We start from the raw sequence: 22,707 nt of genomic DNA, 5'->3' as shown, positions 1-22,707 counted from the left end.
ACTGTCTTTCTTCTTTTACTTATAAAGCGGGAAACGATCAGCCAACGCTTTGACGCGGCCTTTCACTTCCTCCAGCTTCGCTGCATCATCATGATGCTTCAATGTTGTAGCGATGATAGCAGCAAGCTCGTCCATTTCAGCAAGCTTGAAGCCGCGAGTAGTGACTGCTGCTGTACCGATCCGTACACCACTTGTGATGAATGGACCTTCTTTATCAAATGGAATCGTGTTTTTGTTCGTTGTCACACCGACTTCATCCAATGCATGCTCCGCGTCTTTACCTGTAAGACCTAGTTTGCTTACATCAAGAAGAAGCAGGTGGTTGTCTGTACCGCCAGATACAAGACGGACGCCTTCTTTTGTAAGGCCTTCGGCAAGACGCTGTGCGTTATCAACAATCTGCTGCGCATAAGCTTTGAAATCATTATCCAGGATTTCTTTGAAGCTCACTGCTTTCGCTGCGATTACATGCATCAATGGTCCGCCTTGCATTGCTGGGAAGACAGCTTTATCGATCTGCTTAGCGTACTTCTCTTTTGTCAAGATCATACCACCACGAGGTCCGCGCAATGTTTTATGGGTTGTTGTTGTCACAACATCTGCATAAGGAACTGGCGATTGATGTACGCCTGTTGCTACAAGACCAGCAATATGCGCCATATCAACCATAAGATAAGCACCGACTTCATCAGCAATTTCGCGGAATTTCGCAAAATCGATTTCACGCGGATAAGCACTTGCTCCAGCTACGATAAGCTTTGGCTTTACTTCAAGTGCTTTTTCACGTACGACGTCGTAGTCAAGCTGCTCTGTTTCCTGATCCACACCATATTCCGTGAAGTTATACAGCTTACCGCTGAAGTTCACTGGACTGCCGTGGGTCAAATGGCCACCGTGACTGAGGTTCATCCCAAGAACCGTATCGCCTGGCTCCAAAAATGCGAAATAAACAGCCATGTTTGCCTGTGCACCGGAGTGCGGCTGTACATTGGCATGCTCTGCACCGAAGATTTCCTTTGCTCGGTTAATTGCGAGATTTTCTGCTACATCAACATATTCACAACCGCCATAATATCTGCGGCCTGGATAGCCTTCCGCATATTTGTTTGTGAGTACGGAGCCTTGCGCTTCCATGACAGCCTGTGATACGAAGTTCTCAGAAGCAATCAGCTCAATCTTGTCGTGCTGGCGCCCTCTTTCGTCTTCTATAGCTTGGAATAGTTCTGGATCATTCGCTTGAATATGTTTCATCGAAACATGCCTCCTCGTGTATTGTTGATGTATGTCGTGGCCGGTGTTTTATTCAGGGTACACAGCTCTCACGCCGCCGATCAGTTTAGGTCTTGTGTAAGCTGTATTGATCCGGGCACCGCCGATGTAACGCTGTTTGAGACGGAATGGCACTGCAACAGGCTTCAGATGCATTCCGATCATCGTTTCCCCGATATCAATTCCGGCATCCGCCCGGATATCTTCGACCAACACAGGATTCTCAAACTGCTCATAAGCGCAAGCAGCCATCGAACCACCGGCTCTTGCAACAGGTTTCGCGGAAACTTCGGTTAAACCGTATTGCCGACTGATATGCTTCTCTACTACAATAGCACGATTTAGGTGTTCACAGCACTGAAATACGAGATTTATGCCAGTTTCTTTTTTCAGCCATTCCAGCTGCTGGTACAGCAGTTCCGCAATTTCCATATTTCCTGCACTGCCGATTCGCTCACCAGCTACTTCACTTGTCGAACATCCGATCAAGAATAAATCTCCCTGATGCAAATGGCCACAGGAAGCAAGCTCCCTTACAACAGTTTTAATATGATCTGCAATTGCTTTCATGTATACCCTCGCTCTTTACTTGTTTTCGTACTCTGAAATTTTGTTGACGCGGTTTTGGTGACGACCAGCTGTAAATTCAGTTCCAAGCCACGTTTGAACGATTTCGCGTGCCAGTCCTGGCCCGATTACACGTTCACCCATTGCCAGCATGTTGCTGTCATTATGCTCACGCGTTGCTTTTGCGCTGAATACATCGTGCACAAGTGCTGCACGGATGCCTGGTACTTTGTTCGCCGAAATACTCATACCAATACCAGTACCGCAAATCAGGATACCGCGATCGAATTCGCCGTTTGCTACTCTTTCTGCAGCTGGAATTCCGTAATCCGGATAATCAACGGAGCCCTCACAATCACAGCCTGTATCTACAAATTCAATATTCAACTCAGTTAAAAGATCTGCAATTTCCTTACGAAGATTTACTCCACCGTGGTCTGATGTTAGAATCACTTTCATTTTCTTCATCCTTCCTTCCGAATTCCGCGTGATGCACGGATGATTGTTGTGTAAAATGGAATTGTTTCATTTGTTCTCTGAGCCTGCCAGCTTGTTCCTCGAGTGATGCCGATAATTGCTCCAGGTTATGCATGACAGATGCTTGCTCCTGAACAGAAGCACTTACTTCCTGCGCTCCGGCTGATGCCTGCTCAGCAAGTGTCGCCACACCTTTGGACTGATCTGTAACCGATGCAATTTCTTCTCGTTGCTGCAAGGTCAGCTTGCCGATTTCCTGAATCGACGTAACAACGTGTGTAATGGCTGCCGTCATTTCCTCCATGACGACACTGCTTTCGGAGCCTTTTTCTGCCTCAGTCCGTGCCAGTGCCAATTGCTCGTCAATTTCCGTAACAACTTGTCCAATGTTCTGCTGGATCTCTTTAATATTAACAGAAATGTCCTGTGCTGCCTGTCTGCTTTCATCCGCCAGCTTCCGAACCTCTTCAGCTACTACTGCGAATCCCCGTCCCTGTTCGCCGGCACGCGCCGCCTCGATAGAAGCATTAAGTGCAAGCAAATTTGTCTGTTCCGCTATATCACTGACAAAACGGATGATCTCTTCAATTTTTGAAGCGTTCTTTTCGAGCTGCTTTACATTGCCGATTGAATGCTCCTGTTTTTCTGCGATCATTTGAATTCCCTGTACCAAATCCATTACAACTGTCTGGGAACTGTGCAATTTTCCAACCATCCCATTGGATAGTTCCTGTGACTGATCCGCTTTAGTCCGGACATCCTCTGACAAGGCTGTAGCGTTGTCGAGTGATTGCACAATGCTGCCGACCGCACTTGATGTAGATTGGGCTCCTTCAGCCATCGTCTGCATAATTCCATCAATCTCAATGACTTTTTCAGATGCAGTCATTGTTTCAGACTGGATCTGTCTGGCGTACTGATCATTCGCTTTTGCATTTGCATCAATGTCTGAAATCATTGACTTCAGGTTATGAAGCATTTTCTGAAAAGCGCGTGTCAATGCACCAATCTCATCATTCGAAGGAACAACCTCCCATTCTTCCTCCAGGCTGCCGTCAGCAGCTTTTGTTGCAACCTTTTCCAAATCCTTCAACGGCTTCGTGATAAAGCGTGCTGCAGAAAAGGCTAGGATCCCGGTCCATAAAACACCGAGGAATAGTGTGAGAAGAACCAGTACCGGACCGGCAACATTCCAATATTGCTGTACAAAGGGATGCACAATATAAATGAATAATGCACTCACACTATAGGTGACCAATGCGAGAACTGTGGCGAAAATCGCCAGTTTGAGACGCAGACTGAAGCTTTTCATGACATAATCCACCATCCATGCTGATATTTTGGTATGAGAGTCTTTTTACCTACTTCTCATTGTGAATCTTTTCTGCCAATTTATCAACATAGAATTCCAATTCCTTCAGCGTCGTGCGGTACACTTCAACAGAACGCCCGAAAGGATCCATGATATCCGCTGCAGGCATACTTGCTTCAAGCTCCTGAATATGTGCGATCTCGTGCTGGTGGGCGCGCATGAATTCCCTTTGGAATGCAGCAGGGTCTCCAGAAAAACTGCTGGCGAACCGGACACGTTTCGTTTCCAGATCAGCATACGCTTCCTGCAATGATTTCCAAGCAGCTGCCGCCTCCTGAGACGCGTATTCCGGCAAGGTATACAGTTTTCCAGCCGCATGAGGGTACTGTTCCAGCAATAATTGTTTATGCTGTTCTGTCATCGTCAGGATCAAATCGGCCCAATCCACACGCTCTCTCGTCACAGGCTTGGATTGGTGACTAAACAGTACTCCAGCCTCCTCCATGACCGTTACCGCCTGATGAGAGGCCGGTGACCCGTCATGTGCGAATATACCAGCGGACTGTACCTCCACCTGCGGCAGCCGTTTGCGCACAAGTGCTTCTGCCATCGGGCTTCTGCACGTATTGCCAGTACAAACAATCAATAGTTTCATCCAAATATCTCCTTGCTTCTAGAATGGTTCTACTAGTAGTATACAACAGGTGAGGCATTCTTACATCGTCATGGACATCTGCCCGAATCCAGTAATATTTATCACATAGAAAAGGAACGTCACACTGGACGTTCCCTTTTTGCTTATATTCTTCCTGTCGCTGCCTTTTCAAGCCTATTCATGATAGCTGCACCGACTCCATGCTTCTCGAAGCATTCACAAAGGATGACAGTTACATCTGATTTCTTGAAATGCCTGAGCGCATCGTACAGATGCTCTGCTACTGTGGAGAGATCGCTTCGTGTGCCGCAGATTTGAATCCGTTCACCCTGCAGCATTTGCGCAAGCTCCTCTGTTGCAATAATGCCGACCTTCTCCCCTGCTTCAGTAAGCTTGTCCGCGTGCAGCTGCATCTCTTTGTCCACTAAATATAGCGGAGCTTCTGGTGCATAATGGGTGTATTTCATACCTGGTGCCTTTGGTTTCTCTTTCTCTCCGCCAGCAAGTCCAGGATCCACCATCACTGTTCCGATGACCTCTTGGATTGCTTCAGCTGTCACACCGCCTGGCCGCAATATGACTGGCACTGCTTCCGTACAGTCAACCACCGTGGATTCCAGGCCGATTCCAGTCGGACCACCGTCCATGATCCCGGCAATTCGTCCATCCAGATCATGGACTACGTGTTCAGCTTTCGTCGGGCTGGGTCTGCCTGATATATTCGCACTCGGTGCTGCAATCGGTAACGCTACTTCCTGCAAAAGACGTAAGCCAACCGGATGACTCGGTATCCGGATACCAATTGAATCTAGTCCAGCACTGACATTCGGTGCAACTGTTCCTTTGCTCTTCAAAATAAGCGTAATCGGCCCAGGGCTGAATGCTTCTAGAAGTTTATAAGCAACATCAGGGATATCTTCAACAAGGTCTTTCAGCTGCTCTTTTTTCGCCACGTGGACGATGAGCGGATTATCAGACGGACGGCCTTTTGCTTCGAATATTTTCCGGACGGCTTGTTCATTTGTTGCATCAGCGCCAAGACCATAAACTGTCTCGGTCGGAAAAGCAACAGCTTCCCCTTTTTTAAGAAGAGCTGCTGCCTCCTCCATCGCTATTTTATCGAAGGACTGCTGTAACACAGTCCAATGCTTCGTTTCCATCATGGATCAGATGCTCCTTTTGCTAATATCACTAAGAGCTATGATACCACATAGACTGACAATCCCCAATGTCAGAGCGCCTTCTCCCAAAAGCCATGTCTAGCTTCAAATCCATACAGAGCCATTAGCTGGTCGAGCGTTTCATGGTGGCTGATCAGCCGCAGACTACTCGCTTCCCGCCTTCTTGCTTCTATGCTGGCAAGCTCCATACAAGTTAAAATGATTGTCCCGTTAGCTGGCGGCTTTACGTACATGGAATGCACGCGCAAAGCCTCGCCATGCTGTTCCAAACAGAAAAACGCCCGCCATCCTTCTTCCGCCTCTATGATATAACCCTCTTCATATAGTTTCTGCTGCTCGAGATTCCACCGGGGCAGGCTATTCTCAAAAAAAGCATCCAGCTCGGACAGCTCGCACGCTTGAGCAGGTATCAATTGCATAAAAAGTCCTCCCGTCTAGCACTTATTACTAGATTATATGAACGGGAGGAATAGAATATGATCCTAGCTGAACCATTCTAATAGAAAGAACTTCACTTTAGGCTTTTCTTCTTCTGCTGGCGCTTCCGCCACTACTTCGACTGGCTCTGCATCTGCATTCTCTTCTGCTTCTGCTACACTTGTACCGCTGGAGAAATCCAAGAAGCAAAGCGGCGGGAAGAGCACACACCACCAGTTTTCGCCTTCACCTTCTCCAAGTGTGATCAATACTGCCTCATACTGCCCTGCTGGATAAAGATAGGTTCCGTAAAGCTTTGCCGGAAAAGAAATCTCATCACTGTACTCCACGTTGAACCCTTGGCTCTTCCCTTGTTCATTCAGCACACGAGCGACCGTCTTCTTAATCTCAGGCAGCTGCTCTTCAATAAGTGTCCGCGCCTCTTCAATATCCGTCATATCCTTCACCCAGCTATTGATCTGCGCATTCACTTCATCCCGGATCAAGCGCTTCAGCTGCTGATCACCATCTGAATTGCTATTTGCCAGAATACGGAGACGTATTGCTTCATCCGGAATTTCTTTCACTGCTTGGGAACTATTGCTCACCTGCGCTTCTGTGCCATTTCCCGGATATAAAATATATAAAAATAATAGAACGATTGCAGTCAGGGAAAAACAAAGCTTCTTCATATCTGGTACCTCTTTCCTTTTGTTGTGATGGTACCAGTATGAACATGCTGGGAGGAATTAAACCTATGAATCTAGTTTTTTTCCACAAAAGAAGAACTATGCCTGGGCACAGTTCTTTTATTCTGGTATCCAAGCAAACACCATACGGTCCTTACCATTGATATCCTGTCGTACTTCCACTTCTGCGGATGGGAACTCCTCCACTAGCAAATCACGGACAGCCTGTCCTTGCTGCCAGCCTATTTCAAAGGCAGCAATAGCCGGAAAAGCGAGGATATCTGATAATCCGCTAATGATTTCCTTGTAAGCCGCAAGTCCGTTATCGTCAGCGAACAAAGCGAGACTTGGATCAAAGTTTTTCACCGTGTCATTCATATGTTCTCTGTCCGCTTCATCAATATATGGCGGATTGGAAACAAGCACATTCACTTTTTTATCAAGCTGACGGAGCGGTTCCAGGTAACTTCCTTGCTTTAGACTGATAGATGCCCCTAATGTGCGGCTATTGCTTTTGGCAATGAGCAAAACACGCTCGGATATATCCGTTGCTATTACTTCAGCCGCAGGAAAAGCAAGCTTCAAGGAAGTTGCTATAATTCCGCTGCCAGTACCGATATCGGCAATCGTCAAATCCTGTCCGGTCAGCTGCTGTTGGATCATTTTCTCTACACCAAGGACAAGCTCTTCCGTTTCCGGTCTTGGAATGAGCACATCCCGATTCACATAATAGCGTCGGCCAAGAAACTCTTCTTCTCCTGTCAAATGCTGGAGTGGTATTCCTGTTTCTGCATGCTCTTGTACGTCTTTTCGGAAAGCAGCATAAAGCACAGGATCCACCGTTTCCCTCATATTCATCAGAAGCTCCGTTTTATTAATGCCAAGATGGAACAGAAGCAACAATTCCGCAACTCGTTCTTCCCGCTGATGCGCTTGCAGGAATGCTATCGCCTCCTGCAAAGCCTGACTGATAGTCGGATACTGCTTATTCTCCGATTTGCTCAAGTTTCTTCGCCTGCTCTTCCATGATCAATGCATCGACTACTTCATGGAGCTTCCCTTCCAGAATCTGATCTAATTTCTGGATTGTAAGTCCGATTCGGTGATCTGTCACACGGTTTTGCGGGAAGTTGTATGTTCTGATACGCTCAGAACGATCCCCTGAACCGACAGCTGATTTCCGTGCATCATCGTATTCAGCCTGCGCTTCCTGCTGGAACTTATCATAAATTCGGGCACGCAGGATTTTCATTGCTTTTTCTTTGTTCTTGATCTGGGATTTCTCATCCTGCATGGAAACAACGATTCCTGTCGGCATATGCGTCAAACGGACCGCAGACATCGTCGTGTTTACACTTTGTCCTCCTGGACCGCTGGATGTGAATGTATCCACCCGGATATCTTTGTCCTGAATGTCTACTTCCACTTCTTCCGCTTCCGGCATAACTACTACAGTCGCTGTCGATGTATGGATACGACCGCCAGATTCTGTTTCAGGAACACGCTGCACGCGGTGGGCGCCATTTTCAAACTTCAGATTGGAATAGGCATTGGCACCATTGATCATGAAAATGATCTCCTTATAGCCGCCAACTCCAGTCGAATTCGCTTCCATCAATTCCGTCTTCCAGCCTTGTGCTTCCGCATATCTGCTGTACATACGATATAGATCACCGGCAAACAATGCTGCTTCATCTCCGCCAGCTGCTCCGCGGATTTCCATGATAACGTTTTTGTCATCATTTGGATCTTTCGGCAGCATCAGAATGCGCATCTGCTCTTCCAATTCAGGAAGTCGCGGTGACAACTCTGAGATCTCCGCTTTGGCCATATCGATAATTTCCGGATCTTTCTCCTCGGCAAGCATGGTCTTAGCATCTTCAACTTGTGCGCTTATATCTTTGTATTCGCGATAAGCTTGCACAACATCTGTCAGCCCTGCTTGTTCTTTGGAAAACTCACGTAATTTATTCGTATCACTGATCACATCGGGATCACTTAGTAATTCATTGAGTTTCTCATAACGGTCTTCTAGTGCTTGTAAACGATCTAGCATAGCGACACCTCTTTCCTTGCTTTATTATAGCTTCTCCCAACAAACCTATCAATTCATGCTAAGCTTTTGGCGAATCTGTTCAGCCGCTCTCTTTTGGGCCTCTATGATCATGTCACAAAACTGATCGAATTCTGGATCTGGCCGCTTCATCTCTGCCAGTCCCTTCATTCTATAATGTAGTTTTTGTTCATTTCACAGGGGTGGATTGGTGTGGCATCTGCGGCAAACAGGATAATAAGAGTCATTGCCGCCAATCTGTATCTGATCTCCTGTATACACTGGCTTGCCATCGTCGACTCGCAGGTTCATGGTTGCTTTTCGTTCACAGAACCAGCAGATTGTTTTCATCTCTTCGATTTTATCCGCATAAATGAGCATATAACGGCTTCCTTCGAACAGCTCATTTTGGAAATCATTCTTCAGTCCAAAGCCCATAACAGGAATGTTGAATGTATCAACGATGGCCGCCAATTGGAGCACATGCTCTTTGCTTAAAAATTGCACTTCATCAATTAGAACACAATGCGGTGTCGGTTCGTGTGATTTGACGATTTCCATGATGTCGGTTTCTTCGAAAATCGGAATTGCTTTTCGGCGTAATCCAATCCTGCTGGAAACATAGCCGACTTCATCTCTTGTATCTATGCCGGATGTGAAGATAAGAACCGATTTGTTTTGTTCCTCGTAATTATTGGCCACTTTCAGTATTTCAATTGATTTTCCGCTGTTCATTGCGCCATATTTGAAAAATAATTGTGCCATGTCATTTCTCCTTGTCAAATAAAAAAGATAGTGCCACATTACACTATCTTTATCCATACTATATCTATCCCACTTATGTATATCTGGATGGTCAGTGTACATGTAATGGCAAGCTTTAAAAAAGGGGTTAGAAGCAGAAAAAACAGGCAAAGGGTGTTTGCCTGTTTTCTTCTTCATATCTCAAGCTATTAGCTCAAGTTGTATTTCTTCTTGAAACGATCTACGCGGCCGCCAGCTTTGTCAGCTTTTTGCTTACCAGTGTAGAACGGGTGAGAAGCTGAGCTGATTTCCACACGAATCAACGGGTAAGTGTTGCCATCTTCCCATTCGATTGTTTCGTCAGAACTCTGAGTAGAACCAGTCAAGAATTTGTAGTCAGAACTAGTATCTAGAAATACAACTTTGTTATATTTCGGATGGATTTGTTCTTTCATGCGTTAGCACTCCTTTTTGCCCTGAATCCCTTGGAAACAGAGTTTATTGTGAGAGACCGATAACACTGTCGTGAAAGCTCACATAACGTGATTATAACAGTCTGTCTAGCCCATTGCAAGAGGAAATCCATGTAATCAGACGCGCTTATTCGTGCCTTTTCGTTTCATGTCCTCTTCCATATTCACAAGGAATTCCTCATTGTTTTTAGATGCTTTCAAACGGCGCAAGAAACGCTCGGCGAAGTCATGAGAATCCTGCATTGTCTTACGAATTGCCCACATTTTATCCAATTGACCTTTCGGGACAAGCAATTCTTCTTTTCTTGTGCCGGAACGAACCATATCGATTGCCGGGAAGATGCGTCTTTCCGCAAGGGAACGATCCAAATGCAGCTCCATGTTACCTGTTCCTTTGAACTCTTCGTAAATGACATCATCCATGCGGGAGCCTGTGTCGACAAGCGCAGTAGCAAGAATCGTGAAGCTGCCGCCTTCCTCGATGTTACGAGCAGCACCGAAGAAACGTTTCGGACGGTGGAAAGCTGCTGGATCGATACCACCTGAAAGCGTACGTCCGCTTGGCGGGATAACCAAGTTATACGCCCGGGCAAGACGTGTAATGCTATCCATCAGTACGATAACATCCTTTTTATGCTCAACTAAGCGCATCGCGCGTTCCAGTACCAGCTCGGAAACCTTGATATGGTTTTCCGGTACTTCATCGAAAGTGGAACTGACAACATCGACATCCGGGTGAACGGAACGTTCGATATCCGTCACTTCCTCTGGGCGTTCATCTACTAGCAAAATAATAAGCTTGGCATCTGGATGATTTGTTGTGATGCTGTTGGCAATCTGTTTCAGCAGCATCGTTTTCCCAGCTTTTGGAGGGGCTACAATCAATCCACGCTGCCCAAAACCAACTGGCGTCATCAAATCGATGATACGTGTAGACACTTTACGAGTCTCCGTCTCCAGTTTCATCTGCTTATCTGGATATAAAGCTGTCAGTGCAGGGAAATGCACGCGCTCCTTCGCCACTTCCGGATCTTCATTGTTTACCGCATCTACATGCAGAAGTCCATAATAGCGTTCATTTTCTTTCGGCGGGCGAACCTTACCGGAAACTTTATCTCCATTCCGCAAATCAAAGCGTCTGATCTGCGACGCACTGATATAAATATCCTCAGCACTTGGTGCATAATTGATTGGCCTGAGGAATCCGAAGCCCTCGGATGGTATGATTTCCAGGATACCGTCCATGAAAAGGAAACCATCCTTTTCAGCCTGTGCTTTCAGAATGGCAAAGATTAATTCGCGTTTCGTTAGTTTCGCATAATACGAAACACGGTATTCGCGTGCCATCGCGTATAATTCTTTCAATGTCAATGTTTCTAGATGAGAAATAGATAGTTCAGCCACAAAATCACCACACCTATTGTATTTAAGGACTTGTCCTTATCTGTTTGGCTGTTTATTGTCATTTCCTTCGTTGGCGCTTCAAAACTGGTGGAATCTGATTCAAGCTATTGGCCGGCATTCATGACCGAAGAGGTTGCAAGGGATTCTTTTTGACCATGCATAGCACTTGGAAGAAAAGGAAGGATGGTAGTGTATAACTAGAATAGAAGATTATAACTATCATTTTTTACCACAATACAGCTTTTTTAAACTTGCTGCGTTTTTTAGCATAACTAATCATACATTTTCGTACTTGAATATTCAACTGTATTTTTCACGTGAAACGAAGGAATTTTTAAATATAAAAAGACTGGCTTACGCCAGTCTCTGCATGATGAAGGTTAGATGACAAGATTCGATTTCTTTTACGGGGCGGTGCCCGCACAGATAAAGAATAAGCTATCGGTTAAAATTTCTTCATCTCTTACCCTGCAGCCGGTCAAGAGTTCTGAAACTGCTCTACTTCCTGCTCGCTCATCTCTTCCCGCCAAATATTGGCACCTAGTGCGACCAGCTTCTCTGTTATACGCTCATAGCCGCGGTCAATATGTTCAACGCCGGTGATTTCTGTCACTCCATCCGCCATCAAGGCAGCAATGATAAGTGCTGCCCCTGCCCGAAGATCACTCGCTTTTACCTTAGCTCCTTCCAGCTTAACAGTACCAGTAACGATCGAGGCTCCTCCCTCTACCTTTACCTGGGCGTTCATCCGGCGCAGTTCATCAATGTGCTTAAAACGTGCCTGATAGATGGTGTCCGTAATGACACCAGTACCATGTGCTTTGGTCAAGAGAGCAGTAAAAGGCTGCTGCAGATCAGTCGGGAAGCCCGGATAAACCAGTGTCTTTACGTCGACACTATTCAGTCTGGCTCCAGGCCTGACTGTCAGCTGTTCCTCCCCTTCTACAATCTCTACGCCCATCTCCCGCAGCTTGGCTAGCAAGGATTCCAGATGCTGCGGAATGACATTGTCGATAACTACTTCTTCCCCTTGGGAAGCAGCCAGGATTGTATACGTACCAGCCTCGATTCGATCAGGGATGATGGTATGACGGCAGCCGTGAAGATGATCGACACCTTCGATACGAATCACATCTGTTCCAGCACCTTTGATCTTTGCGCCCATACTCGTCAAAAGCGTCGCTACATCAATGATTTCTGGTTCCTTGGCTGCATTCTCAATTACTGTCTTCCCTTCGGCTCGCACCGCGGCAAGCATGATATTAATCGTAGCCCCAACACTTGGAACGTCCAAATAAATTCGCGCTCCACGCAGCACATCCGCTCGCAAGTAGATTGCACCTTGCTCATTCGTCACTTTAGCTCCTAACGCTTCAAAGCCCTTGATATGCTGATCAATAGGTCGAGGGCCAAGATAACAGCCGCCAGGCAGGCCGATGACTGCCTGCTTGAACCGTCCGAGCATCGCACCCATGAAATAATAGGAAGCCCGGAGTTTCTTCACTTTTCCGTTCGGAAGAGGCATGGACGTCATTGCGGAAGGATCAATCGTAATTGTTTGACCGGTTTTAGATACTTTGCCGCCAATTTCTTCAAGCAAATGACTCAGCGTCTCAACATCTGATATCTCGGGCAGCCCTTCTATCGAAACGGAGGATTCAGCCAGTATCGCAGCTGGCAGCAATGCTACTGCGCTGTTTTTCGCTCCGCTTATCTTCACTTTTCCTTTAAGAAGGTTTCCGCCCTCTACTAGTATTTTCTGCATAAGGAACTCCTCACATTTAGGATAACAGCAACGTTAGTTTCCTCTATTTTACCATAATTATACTATATACGACTGTTCCAGTCTGCAAGAAATCGTTGGATACCTGCATCTGTCAACGGATGCTCTACTAATTTCCGCAGGACATCAAAAGGAACGGTCGCGATATGCGCTCCCTGCTGAGCGGCTTCTGTTATTTGAATCGGATGCCGGATGGAGGCTGCAATGATTTTCGTCTGGATCATATGCCGATCGAAAATCTCCGCAATCGTACCAATCAGGTCCATCCCATTATGCCCGATATCATCCAGTCTTCCGATAAATGGCGAGACATATGTAGCCCCAGCACGTGCCGCAAGCAATGCTTGGTTCACGTTAAAGATAAGTGTCACATTCGTCTTGATATTCAACTCGGATAAAACCTTAACTGCCTTCATTCCTTCGAGGGTCATTGGAATACTCACGGTAATATTAGGGGCAACTTTAGCAAGCTCCTTGCCTTCTTCCACCATTTCATCTGCTTGTTCGGAAACAATCTCCGCACTGACAGAGCCAGACACCTCTTCCGTTATCTGCCGCAGCCTATCGTGAAATGATATACCTTCTTTGGCCACCAGCGTCGGATTCGTTGTCACCCCGGATAGTACACCAAGTGCATTGGCTAGCTTAATTTCTTCCAAGTTCGCAGTATCCACAAAGAACTTCATTTGTTCCACTCCTTAAGTAATTCCGAAGTAGTTTATGCAGGACTCCCTCATATGGCAAAGGATTAAATGAGCTTACGGTAAATTTCTTCGGTTTCGGCGCTGTATGCAGGAGGTACATACTCCTGTAACTCCACTCTACAGGTTAAGTTACCGATTTTCCCATTCCTAAACCTTATGAGCTTTCTAAATCAACCCTTCGAAGATGCTGAGTACGAAGGAGATTATGCTTTCGCCTCTTGTTTCTGAACGTTTTTTTGCTTTTCGTTTAAATAAAAAAAAGAAAACCAACCATATTGGTCAGTTTTCTTTTTTATTTTGATATGCTTACGCTTTGCCTGAAGAGCCGAATTCGCGCATTTTGCCGATTACTGTTTCTTTGATAGCTTCGCGAGCTGGTCCTAGGTATTTACGAGGATCGTATTCATTTGGTTTTTCTGCCAATACTTCACGAACGCGTTTAGCAGAAGAGATTTGGTTTTCTGTGTTCACGTTGATTTTAGAAGTACCAAGCGTGATTGCTTTTTGGATATCTTTTGTCGGGATACCAGTACCGCCGTGCAATACCAATGGAAGACTTGTTGTATTGAAGATCTCTTCCATACGGTCAAAACCAAGGTTTGGTTCGCCTTTGTAAGGGCCGTGTACGGAACCAAGCGCAGGTGCGAAGCAGTCAACGCCAGTTTCTTCCACTAGTTGTTTACATTCAGAAGGAATCGCATACGCTGCGTCTGCATCGTCTACGATAAGATCGTCTTCTTGTCCACCGATGCGGCCAAGTTCAGCTTCTACAGATACGCCGTGGAAGTGTGCAAGCTCAACTACCTTCTTCGTAAGTGCGATGTTTTCTTCCAAAGGATGGTGGGAACCATCAATCATTACGGAAGTGAAGCCAGCGTGGATCGCTTTCGCACATGTTTCAAAACTGGAACCGTGGTCAAGGTGAATTGCTACTGGGACAGTGATGTTATAGTCTTCCATAAGACCTTTAACCATCAATACTACTGTCTTGAAGCCACCCATATATTTCGCTGCACCTTCGGATACACCAAGGATGACAGGAGAGCTTTCTTCCTGTGCTGCTTGCAGGATTGCTTGTGTGAACTCAAGGTTGTTGATGTTAAACTGTCCTACAGCATAGTGATTGTCTTTTGCTACATCTAGCATTTCTTTCATTGATACTAAAGGCATAACAAAAATCCTCCTTCAAATTTGCACGACGGTCGGCAACTATCTATGTGAAGTCGTGTATTTATCGCTTCCATACATAAGAATACCAACTCACCCGTCATGGTGCAACATTTCCCGCACTTTTATACCAGATTCGACCCTTGTTTTAATACTTGATTCACCATTTTTCGCACATTAAGTATGTCGAAAGGCTTAGCAAGCACACAAATTAGAAAGTCATAATTCTGCAGGAAAGTTTCTGCTTCCTCCGCCAATCCGCTCATCATGATTGTCGGGATAGACAGACCCTGTTCCTTCAGCCTGTCCAGTACCGCTGGTCCATCCAGCACCGGCAGCTTATAATCAATCAGCAGTAAATCCGGCTTCTGTCTTTTTATCTGATCAAGAGCATTTGCTCCCGTGCCGACGGAAATCACTTCATGTCCTTCTTCCCGGATGACTTCCTCCAGCAATATTCTGATACCTGGCTGGTCATCCACGATCAACACGCGCTTATTCATCCGCATCTCCCCCTAGAAAACGAAGCAAGCAGCTGCTCGCTTCGACATAATGTTCACTGCTGTGACCCAATTACACCTTTTTCTAGTAAAAAGCTCCAAATTCCTGCTTATCCACTCAAAATATTGTATACGGTCGTATCAATCAGCCTTCTTTATGCTGTAAAGATGCTCCGATAAAGCCTTGGAACAAAGCATGCGGACGGTTCGGACGGCTCTTGAATTCCGGATGATATTGAGAAGCGATGAACCATGGATGATCCTTGATTTCAATAGTTTCAATCAGGCGTCCATCTGGGCTTGTACCGGAGAAGACAAAGCCTTTTTCCTCCATTTGTACACGATACTGGTTATTGAACTCGAAGCGATGGCGGTGACGCTCATAAATAACATCTTCATTGCCATAAGCTTCTTTTGTTTTCGTGCCTTCCTGCAGACGGCAAGGATATACGCCTAAACGCAATGTACCGCCAAGATCGGAAATGTCCTTCTGTTCAGGCAGCAAGTCGATAACTGGATGCGGAGTAAGCGGATCGATCTCACTGGAATGTGCACCCTCAAGATGCAAAACATTACGTGCGAACTCGATAGTTGCCAGCTGCATGCCAAGACAAATGCCAAGGAACGGAATTTTTCTTGTGCGGGCATAGTGGATTGCTTCAATCTTACCTTGAATACCGCGATCACCGAATCCTCCAGGTACAAGGATACCATCAGCATTGCCGAGCAATTCCTCTGCATTATCAGCTGTTACATCCTCGGAATTGATCCATTTCACTTCGATATCTGTGTCATAAGGGTAGCCTGCATGCTTCAAAGATTCCACAACAGAAATGTACGCATCCTGCAGCTCCACATATTTACCTACCAATGCAATTCGGACAGTTTTCTTAAGATTTGTTACATGCGCTGCCATCGCGGACCATTCTGTCATATCAGCTGGCGGACACTCCAATTTGAAGTGATCACATACAAACTGATCCAGGTTTTGACGCTGCAAGGCAAGCGGTACATCGTAAAGTGTATCTGCATCAATACATTCAACAACTGCATTGACTTCCAAATCACAGGAAGATGCGATTTTTTCTTTCATATCCTGGCTGATAGCCATTTCAGAACGTAGAACGATTGCATCCGGCTGGATACCAAGCGAGCGAAGTTCTTTAACGCTATGCTGTGTAGGTTTTGTTTTTAATTCTCCAGCTGCCTTGATGAAAGGCACAAGCGTACAATGCAGATACATCACATTGTCACGTCCGATATCGGATTTGATTTGACGGATTGCTTCCAAGAACGGCAACGACTCGATGTCCCCTACGGTTCCACCGATTTCCGTGATGACAACATCTGCGTTCGTTTGTTTACCGGCACGGAATACTTTGTCTTTGATTTCATTCGTGATATGCGGGATGACTTGGACAGTACCGCCAAGATAATCTCCGCGGCGTTCTTTTTTCAACACAGTGGAATAAATCTTACCAGTTGTTACGTTTGAATATTTATTTAAATCGATGTCGATGAAACGTTCATAGTGACCAAGGTCCAAATCCGTTTCTGCTCCATCTTCCGTGACGAAGACTTCTCCATGCTGATATGGACTCATTGTTCCTGGGTCCACGTTGATATATGGATCAAATTTCTGGATCGTCACCTGCAAACCTCTATTTTTCAACAAACGGCCAAGTGATGCCGCTGTGATGCCTTTCCCCAGAGAAGATACTACTCCTCCTGTAACAAAGATATACTTTGTCAACGCAATCCCTCTTTTCTAGCATTTATTTATAGAATACCCATGTCCTTAAAAAAAGTTTAAGAAAAAATAAAAAGCGCTCCCTTTGTTAAGGGAACGCGTCTTCGGACAATTAAAGAGCCCACATAAAATATTACTGATTCTCTAGTGTAAAGTCAATAACATTCAGCGAATATATTCGCTTAGCGGTCTTCCTCATCGTCGTCTTCGTCACCAGTCAGCTGCATGTCTTCTCCAACGATTTCACGAGTTTCTTCGTCTGTATCATCGCTTTGATAATCGCCTTCGTAATCATCTTCGGCTACGTCATCATCAGCTAGATCATCGTCTTCTTCATCATCGCCGTAATCTTCATCAAAGCCTTCTTCGTCCAAAGTGAAGTCTTCTTCAAGATCATCCAGATCCTCATCTTCATCCGCAGTACGTTTCTTTCTTTTCTTCGTTGGTTCGACTGTAACGTCTTCGTCGAATTGATCTACTGAATACCAGCTTTTCAGTCCCCAAAGATTGGATCCTGCTGTCATGAAACGGCCATCTACGTTCAGGTCCGTATAGAACTGAAGCAAGTATTCTTCACGCTGATCGGAGCTCAATTGTTTGATGTCAGCTACTTTATTGAATAAATCTTTATAATCGGTTGCTTTGTTTTCTTCCTCGAGAATCAGATTCGTCAATTCCACGAGGGAAAAATCAGCAAGCTCTTCTTGGCTGTATTCTTTCAAACCCACTGTCACAGCACTCCCTTTGTCAATAAGTTGGTTATGTTCACGTCTACCGTTTTAGAACCATACCTTACATTATATTGCCAGGCCTATCAAAATGCAATATTTCTTCAGATCAGCGGCGTTTTTTAACTTGTTTGACGTTTTTAGACAGCTGCTTGAACTGCTTCCTCTGTTCCAGCTGGGCTTTGGCAGAGGACTTTCTATCAAGATACTGAAGCTCCCGCTGCAGCTTGAAATAGCTGTTAAGCCGTTCTTGCTCTATCTCACCAGTCTGTACTGCCTCCTGCACACGACAGCCAGGTTCGTTCTTATGTGTGCAATCACGGAAACGGCACACCTCACCAAATCGCTCGATATCGGAAAATGCTGCTGACACGCCAGTCTGCTGCTGATCCCATAGCTGCAGCTCACGCATACCAGGTGTATCGATGATCATCCCGCCGCCGGGCAGCTGTACAAGCTCACGATGCGTAGTAGTATGTTTGCCTTTTCCATCATCTTCCCTGATCTCCCCTGCCAGCTGTACTTCTTTTCCATACAGCATGTTGACGAGAGTGGACTTCCCTGCACCTGAGGATCCGAGGAAAGCGGCAGTGATTCCTGCTGTAAGCTGCCTTCTAATCGCATCGACACCCCTTCTGTCAACTGCGCTTGTGACATAAATGTCAACCCCCGGAGCTATTGCTTCGACTTCGCTCAATCTTCCTTCTGTATCCTGGCACAGATCACCCTTACTTAAAATGATGACTGGTAATGCTCCGCTATCATAAGCAGCCAATAAATAGCGTTCCAGTCTGCGAAGATTATAATCCTGATTCAGTGCCATAACCAAGTAAACATAATCGACATTCGCAGCAACGATTTGTTCCCTGGTTACCGTTCCTGCTTCTTTCCGTGAAAACTTGCTTTTTCTTGGCAGCAAGACGTGTATCGTAGCTTTCCCTTCTTCATGCCGGGCATCTACCAGTACCCAATCCCCGACTGCTGGGAAATCCCCATTTTGCCGAAACTTCCCTGACGGTGTTGCCAGCATCTCTCCTCGGTCATCCAGCACTCTGTACATATGTTTATGCTCAAGCACGATACGTGCAGGCGTCCAAGCCTTATCATATGCTTGCTTTGCTGCTTCCAATTGGTCATTCCATCCTAATAAATTCCATGCTTCGTTCATATTTTCCTCCTAGTGGGATCTTTTTTGGCCATAATAAAAAGGACTGTTTGCACAGCCCTCCCACTAGAAGTTTAAATAGCAGAAATATCCGCTATTCCAGACAAGCAGAAGGGATGTGCGTAGTGACGGACGGCTTTGGAGTCATCGTAAATGTCAACATAATCATCATCCCTTTCTGCGTCCGGCTTTACCGTTCGCTTTGATTTGTATTTATGATACATGATATTGGCTATATTTGTAAAGCCTATTATTACCTTAGGAAAGGAGATCGGTATATGTATGTCTTCTTCCTCCTGCTCGCTCTCCTGTTCCTCCTAATAGTTCTCCTATGGGTGGACTTGTCGCTTGGCAGGAAGTACAGCAAAAGAAAAGCAGTCAATCGGCTGGTCGGCGATAAACATGCCTTTGTTTCCACGTTAGATGATGGAGTCAGTTTCTTCGAGGCACTGATCCGTGACGTAAAAGCTGCACAGCAGTCTGTTGATATTCAATTCTTTCTTGTGAAATGGGACGAACCTACACAACAGCTGACAGAATTACTGCAAAAACGCGCACAGGAAGGAATCAAAATCCGTTTCTTACTGGACAGAATCGGAGGCTATCGCTTGCCACGGAAGGAACGGCTGCGTCTGCGCCAATCTGGTGTAATGCTCCGATTTGCTAATACACCACGCTTTCCTTATCTTCTGTATAACCTGAATTTCCGTAATCACAGGAAAGTCACCATCATCGATCAGCGAAGTGTCTATATAGGTGGATTCAATATCGGCAAGGAGTACTTGAGCAAGGAGCCCCGGTTCGGTTACTGGCGTGATTGTGTTGTGAAGCTCGAAGGCGAAGCGGTCTACACATTTGTACAGCTATTTGCTTCCGATTGGGGTGATCCATTTCACGTACTGCCTAAGCAAGCTCCTGCACTCGATGGCGCCCAGATAGAAGTAGTAATTACAGAAGCTGATGGCTATGAAGACTGGCTGCTTCATCAGATTCATCAAGCAAAGGAATATCTTTACATTGGAACACCCTATTGTTCACCGACCAGACGCGTAGAAGCTGCCCTCAAGCGAGCTTCAGATAGGGGTGTCGATGTAAGATTGATGCTTCCGTCCAAGGTGGATCATTATGTTGTCAATCAAGTGTCCTTCCATTTTGCAAGGCGTCTGCTGCAGCATGGCATACGAATCAATTTATATTATAATGGCTTCTATCACGCGAAAATCCTGCTTAGCGATGGTGTATGGTGCGCTGTCGGTTCCGCCAATCTTGATGGTCGGAGCCTGCTGATTAACAAGGAGCTTACTGTGACCATCAGGGAAAACGACCTCTTTTACGCCCAGCTGCTTGCTCTTTGGAAAAAAGATGAACAATCCAGTATTCCAGCAACCATCAAGACGATTCAAAAACGTCCTTGGATCGCTAAGGTTACCGGCATTCTGTTTAGGCCATTACGGAATTACCTATAGAAAAAGCCCGCCAGCATTGTCGCTGACAGGCTTTTTTATTTTTTACATTTTTTCTGGTGCTTCCACACTGATGAGTCGCAATGCATTTTTGATTGTGATCCGAACTGCTTTCATCAACGCAATCCGAGCTTTTGTCAGCTCTTGATTATCCGGGTTCAATACCTTCTCCGCATTATAGAAGCTGTGGAGTGCAGAAGCCAGATCAAAGGCATATTGCGTTATACGGTGCGGCGTACGTTTTTCAGCTGCATCTGTCACTACTTGAGGGAATTCCCCAAGACGTTTTAGGAGATCCAATTCCTTCTCAGCAGTCAGAAGACTCGCATCGTAGGCTCCTTCTGTCTGGAATCCTTTATCAGCAGCCTGCGCGAGCATCGTGCTGATCCGGGCATATGCGTACTGTACGTAGAAAACAGGGTTTTCATTGGATTGGGATTTCGCCAAATCCATGTCGAAGTCAAGATGAGAATCACTGGAACGCATGACGAAGAAGTAACGCATCGCATCAATACCGACTTCTTCCATCAATTCACGCAGTGTAACTGCTTTTCCAGTACGTTTACTCATTTTCACCTTTTCGCCATTTTCGAACAGGTTCACCATCTGGATAATCGTAACTTCCAGCGTATCAGCATCATAGCCAAGTGCTTGGATAGCAGCGCGCATACGCGGGATGTAGCCATGGTGATCGGCTCCCCATACGTTGATCAGTTTCGAGAATCCGCGATCAAGTTTTGTTTTATGATAGGCGATATCCGGAGTAAGGTACGTATAGCTGCCATCCTGTTTGATGAGTACACGGTCCTTGTCATCACCGAAATCTGTCGAACGGAACCAGACAGCGCCGTCTTCTTCAAAGACATAGTCCGTTTCACGAAGTGTTGCCAATGCTGTATCGATTTTTCCGTCTTGGTAAAGAGAAGTTTCTGAGTACCACACATCAAACGGAACACGGAAATCAGCAAGATCCTTCTCGAGCTTTTTCAGCTCATAAGTCAAACCATACTGACGGAAGAAAGCAAGGCGCTCCTCTTCCGGTTTAGACGCATAGCTATCTCCATGCTTTTCGGCAAGCTCTTTCCCAATTCCGATGATATCCTTACCGTGATAGCCATCTTCCGGCATTTCAGCATCTTGTCCAAGTGCTTGCAGATAACGTGCCTGTACACTGCGTGCAAGATTATCGATCTGATTACCAGCATCATTTATATAATATTCGCGTCCAACCTCATAGCCTGCTGCATCGAGGATGTTGCAAAGAGAATCGCCTACCGCCGCACCACGGGCATGTCCAAGGTGCAAGTCACCTGTCGGGTTCGCCGAAACAAACTCAACTTGGACTTTTTCTCCTTTACCTGCGTTCGTGCGTCCGAAATCATCGCCAGCTTCCAAAATAGTAGATACTAGTTCGCCAAGATAGCTGTTACGCATGAAAAAGTTAATGAATCCTGGTCCAGCGATTTCGATCTTTTCCACAGGTGCCTGGTCGTAATCGAAGTTCTTCTGCAGATCCTCTGCAATGGCGCGTGGTGCCTTCTTCGCAACTCGAGCAAGCTGCATTGCGATATTCGTTGCATAGTCGCCATGCGCTTTATCCTTCGGCTGCTCTAAAATGACAGCAGGAATTGTCTCTTTATCAGCCAAACCAGCCTTCAAAACAGCTTCCTGAATCGCCGTTTTCAATTTTTGTTCTGTTTGTTGTACGATATTCATCCGTTACTCTCCTCCTGCACACGCAACGTCAATGCATGTCTTCTAGACTGCACCTGATTCAAAGTTACTGTATAGCTTATTGTAAGTTCCGCCGGGCTTCCAGCTGCCAGCGGCGAGAACGTCATCGCGTGTGTGCTTGTTTCCATATGCATTGTACCATAAGGATGGCGGTATACGTTCTCTGTCGGCTGATTCTTTATGAAAACTTGCTTCATATCAAATCCGCCTGAGCGTTTGATGCTCACCTTATCAGTCGAGATCGTAATCATAGTTTTCGTTTCCCCGACTTCTTCGGATTCCTCTGTGAAATTGACGACTGTCAATCCCCCATTGGCGGAATAGGTACCTGCTGCCCTAAGAGTTGTATACTCCGTATCATCTTCCTCCGTTATTGCCGTATCCATCTCGATCCATACCGGAATTTTCGTTTGACGCATGCAGCTCTCCCCTTTCAGTAAGAAAAACGCTTCCCACGGAAGCGCCTCTCCAT

General features: G+C 45.9%; 23 protein-coding genes. 1 reads left to right on the top strand and 22 read right to left on the bottom strand.

Annotation, left to right across the window (positions count from 1 at the left end):
* Positions 1–15: 15 nt before the first annotated feature.
* The 20 genes from ACH6C1_RS03435 to rsgA form a co-directional block, all read right to left on the bottom strand.
* Positions 16–1,251 carry a serine hydroxymethyltransferase gene (locus ACH6C1_RS03435; protein ID WP_366247796.1) on the bottom strand — a complete coding sequence of 412 codons (1,236 nt, stop codon included), beginning with the start codon at positions 1,249–1,251 and terminating at the stop codon, positions 16–18.
* Positions 1,252–1,299: 48 nt separating this feature from the next.
* Entirely contained in the window at positions 1,300–1,839 is a 540-nt protein-coding gene (locus ACH6C1_RS03430; protein ID WP_374074633.1) for a TIGR01440 family protein, read from the bottom strand.
* 15 nt (positions 1,840–1,854) lie between these two features.
* Entirely contained in the window at positions 1,855–2,295 is a 441-nt protein-coding gene (rpiB, locus tag ACH6C1_RS03425; protein ID WP_095220942.1) for a ribose 5-phosphate isomerase B, read from the bottom strand.
* Positions 2,249–3,625, bottom strand: a complete 1,377-nt coding sequence (locus tag ACH6C1_RS03420) for a methyl-accepting chemotaxis protein (RefSeq protein ID WP_374074630.1) — start codon at positions 3,623–3,625, stop codon at positions 2,249–2,251. Before ACH6C1_RS03420 ends, rpiB begins: the two co-directional genes overlap by 47 nt.
* Before the next feature lie 49 nt (positions 3,626–3,674).
* Complete coding sequence (locus ACH6C1_RS03415) at positions 3,675–4,280, bottom strand: low molecular weight protein arginine phosphatase (RefSeq protein WP_374074628.1); 606 nt, start codon at positions 4,278–4,280, stop codon at positions 3,675–3,677.
* Between the two features lie 143 nt (positions 4,281–4,423).
* A complete protein-coding gene (locus ACH6C1_RS03410; protein WP_374075557.1) occupies positions 4,424–5,440 on the bottom strand; it encodes an L-threonylcarbamoyladenylate synthase in 1,017 nt (338 codons plus the stop codon).
* 71 nt (positions 5,441–5,511) lie between these two features.
* Positions 5,512–5,880 carry a hypothetical protein gene (locus tag ACH6C1_RS03405; protein ID WP_366247801.1) on the bottom strand — a complete coding sequence of 123 codons (369 nt, stop codon included), beginning with the start codon at positions 5,878–5,880 and terminating at the stop codon, positions 5,512–5,514.
* 63 nt (positions 5,881–5,943) lie between these two features.
* Positions 5,944–6,570, bottom strand: coding sequence for a stage II sporulation protein R (gene spoIIR, locus ACH6C1_RS03400; protein WP_374074625.1), 627 nt, complete (start codon positions 6,568–6,570; stop codon positions 5,944–5,946).
* Positions 6,571–6,687: 117 nt separating this feature from the next.
* Positions 6,688–7,572 carry a peptide chain release factor N(5)-glutamine methyltransferase gene (prmC, locus tag ACH6C1_RS03395; protein ID WP_374074623.1) on the bottom strand — a complete coding sequence of 295 codons (885 nt, stop codon included), beginning with the start codon at positions 7,570–7,572 and terminating at the stop codon, positions 6,688–6,690.
* The gene (gene prfA / locus ACH6C1_RS03390; protein ID WP_366247804.1) at positions 7,553–8,623 is read right to left on the bottom strand and encodes a peptide chain release factor 1; all 1,071 of its coding nucleotides are present in this window, start codon (positions 8,621–8,623) and stop codon (positions 7,553–7,555) included. The genes prmC and prfA overlap by 20 nt, the downstream gene beginning before the upstream one ends.
* A gap of 192 nt (positions 8,624–8,815) precedes the next feature.
* The gene (locus ACH6C1_RS03385) at positions 8,816–9,385 is read right to left on the bottom strand and encodes a thymidine kinase (protein ID WP_095220949.1); all 570 of its coding nucleotides are present in this window, start codon (positions 9,383–9,385) and stop codon (positions 8,816–8,818) included.
* Positions 9,386–9,573: 188 nt separating this feature from the next.
* A complete protein-coding gene (locus ACH6C1_RS03380) occupies positions 9,574–9,819 on the bottom strand; it encodes a type B 50S ribosomal protein L31 (RefSeq protein ID WP_038564035.1) in 246 nt (81 codons plus the stop codon).
* A 135-nt stretch (positions 9,820–9,954) separates the two neighbouring features.
* The gene (rho, locus tag ACH6C1_RS03375) at positions 9,955–11,241 is read right to left on the bottom strand and encodes a transcription termination factor Rho (RefSeq protein WP_093880588.1); all 1,287 of its coding nucleotides are present in this window, start codon (positions 11,239–11,241) and stop codon (positions 9,955–9,957) included.
* Positions 11,242–11,719: 478 nt separating this feature from the next.
* Complete coding sequence (locus tag ACH6C1_RS03370; RefSeq protein WP_095220951.1) at positions 11,720–13,006, bottom strand: UDP-N-acetylglucosamine 1-carboxyvinyltransferase; 1,287 nt, start codon at positions 13,004–13,006, stop codon at positions 11,720–11,722.
* 62 nt (positions 13,007–13,068) lie between these two features.
* Entirely contained in the window at positions 13,069–13,710 is a 642-nt protein-coding gene (fsa, locus tag ACH6C1_RS03365) for a fructose-6-phosphate aldolase (protein WP_374074618.1), read from the bottom strand.
* Between the two features lie 324 nt (positions 13,711–14,034).
* The gene (locus ACH6C1_RS03360; RefSeq protein WP_095220953.1) at positions 14,035–14,898 is read right to left on the bottom strand and encodes a class II fructose-bisphosphate aldolase; all 864 of its coding nucleotides are present in this window, start codon (positions 14,896–14,898) and stop codon (positions 14,035–14,037) included.
* A 122-nt stretch (positions 14,899–15,020) separates the two neighbouring features.
* Positions 15,021–15,398, bottom strand: a complete 378-nt coding sequence (locus ACH6C1_RS03355) for a response regulator (RefSeq protein ID WP_176465610.1) — start codon at positions 15,396–15,398, stop codon at positions 15,021–15,023.
* 142 nt (positions 15,399–15,540) lie between these two features.
* A complete protein-coding gene (locus ACH6C1_RS03350) occupies positions 15,541–17,148 on the bottom strand; it encodes a CTP synthase (protein WP_374074615.1) in 1,608 nt (535 codons plus the stop codon).
* A gap of 179 nt (positions 17,149–17,327) precedes the next feature.
* Positions 17,328–17,873: a DNA-directed RNA polymerase subunit delta gene (rpoE, locus tag ACH6C1_RS03345; RefSeq protein WP_095220959.1), complete on the bottom strand. Its 546-nt coding sequence runs from the start codon at positions 17,871–17,873 to the stop codon at positions 17,328–17,330.
* A gap of 109 nt (positions 17,874–17,982) precedes the next feature.
* Entirely contained in the window at positions 17,983–19,041 is a 1,059-nt protein-coding gene (gene rsgA, locus ACH6C1_RS03340; RefSeq protein WP_374074611.1) for a ribosome small subunit-dependent GTPase A, read from the bottom strand.
* Positions 19,042–19,316: 275 nt separating this feature from the next.
* On the opposite strand from rsgA, the gene ACH6C1_RS03335 reads away from it, so the two are divergent.
* Positions 19,317–20,504, top strand: a complete 1,188-nt coding sequence (locus tag ACH6C1_RS03335; RefSeq protein ID WP_374074609.1) for a phospholipase D-like domain-containing protein — start codon at positions 19,317–19,319, stop codon at positions 20,502–20,504.
* Positions 20,505–20,546: 42 nt separating this feature from the next.
* Here the strand turns inward: ACH6C1_RS03335 and argS are convergent, their stop codons facing one another.
* Positions 20,547–22,217 carry an arginine--tRNA ligase gene (gene argS, locus ACH6C1_RS03330; protein WP_366247811.1) on the bottom strand — a complete coding sequence of 557 codons (1,671 nt, stop codon included), beginning with the start codon at positions 22,215–22,217 and terminating at the stop codon, positions 20,547–20,549.
* The gene (locus ACH6C1_RS03325; RefSeq protein ID WP_095220967.1) at positions 22,214–22,654 is read right to left on the bottom strand and encodes a YwiB family protein; all 441 of its coding nucleotides are present in this window, start codon (positions 22,652–22,654) and stop codon (positions 22,214–22,216) included. The genes argS and ACH6C1_RS03325 overlap by 4 nt, the downstream gene beginning before the upstream one ends.
* Positions 22,655–22,707: the final 53 nt, after the last annotated feature.

The sequence above is a fragment of the Terribacillus sp. JSM ZJ617 genome, from assembly GCF_044383785.1.
GTDB lineage: Bacteria > Bacillota > Bacilli > Bacillales > Amphibacillaceae > Terribacillus.
Note: the sequence above shows the minus strand (reverse complement) of the source record. Positions and strands in the feature narration are given on the sequence as shown.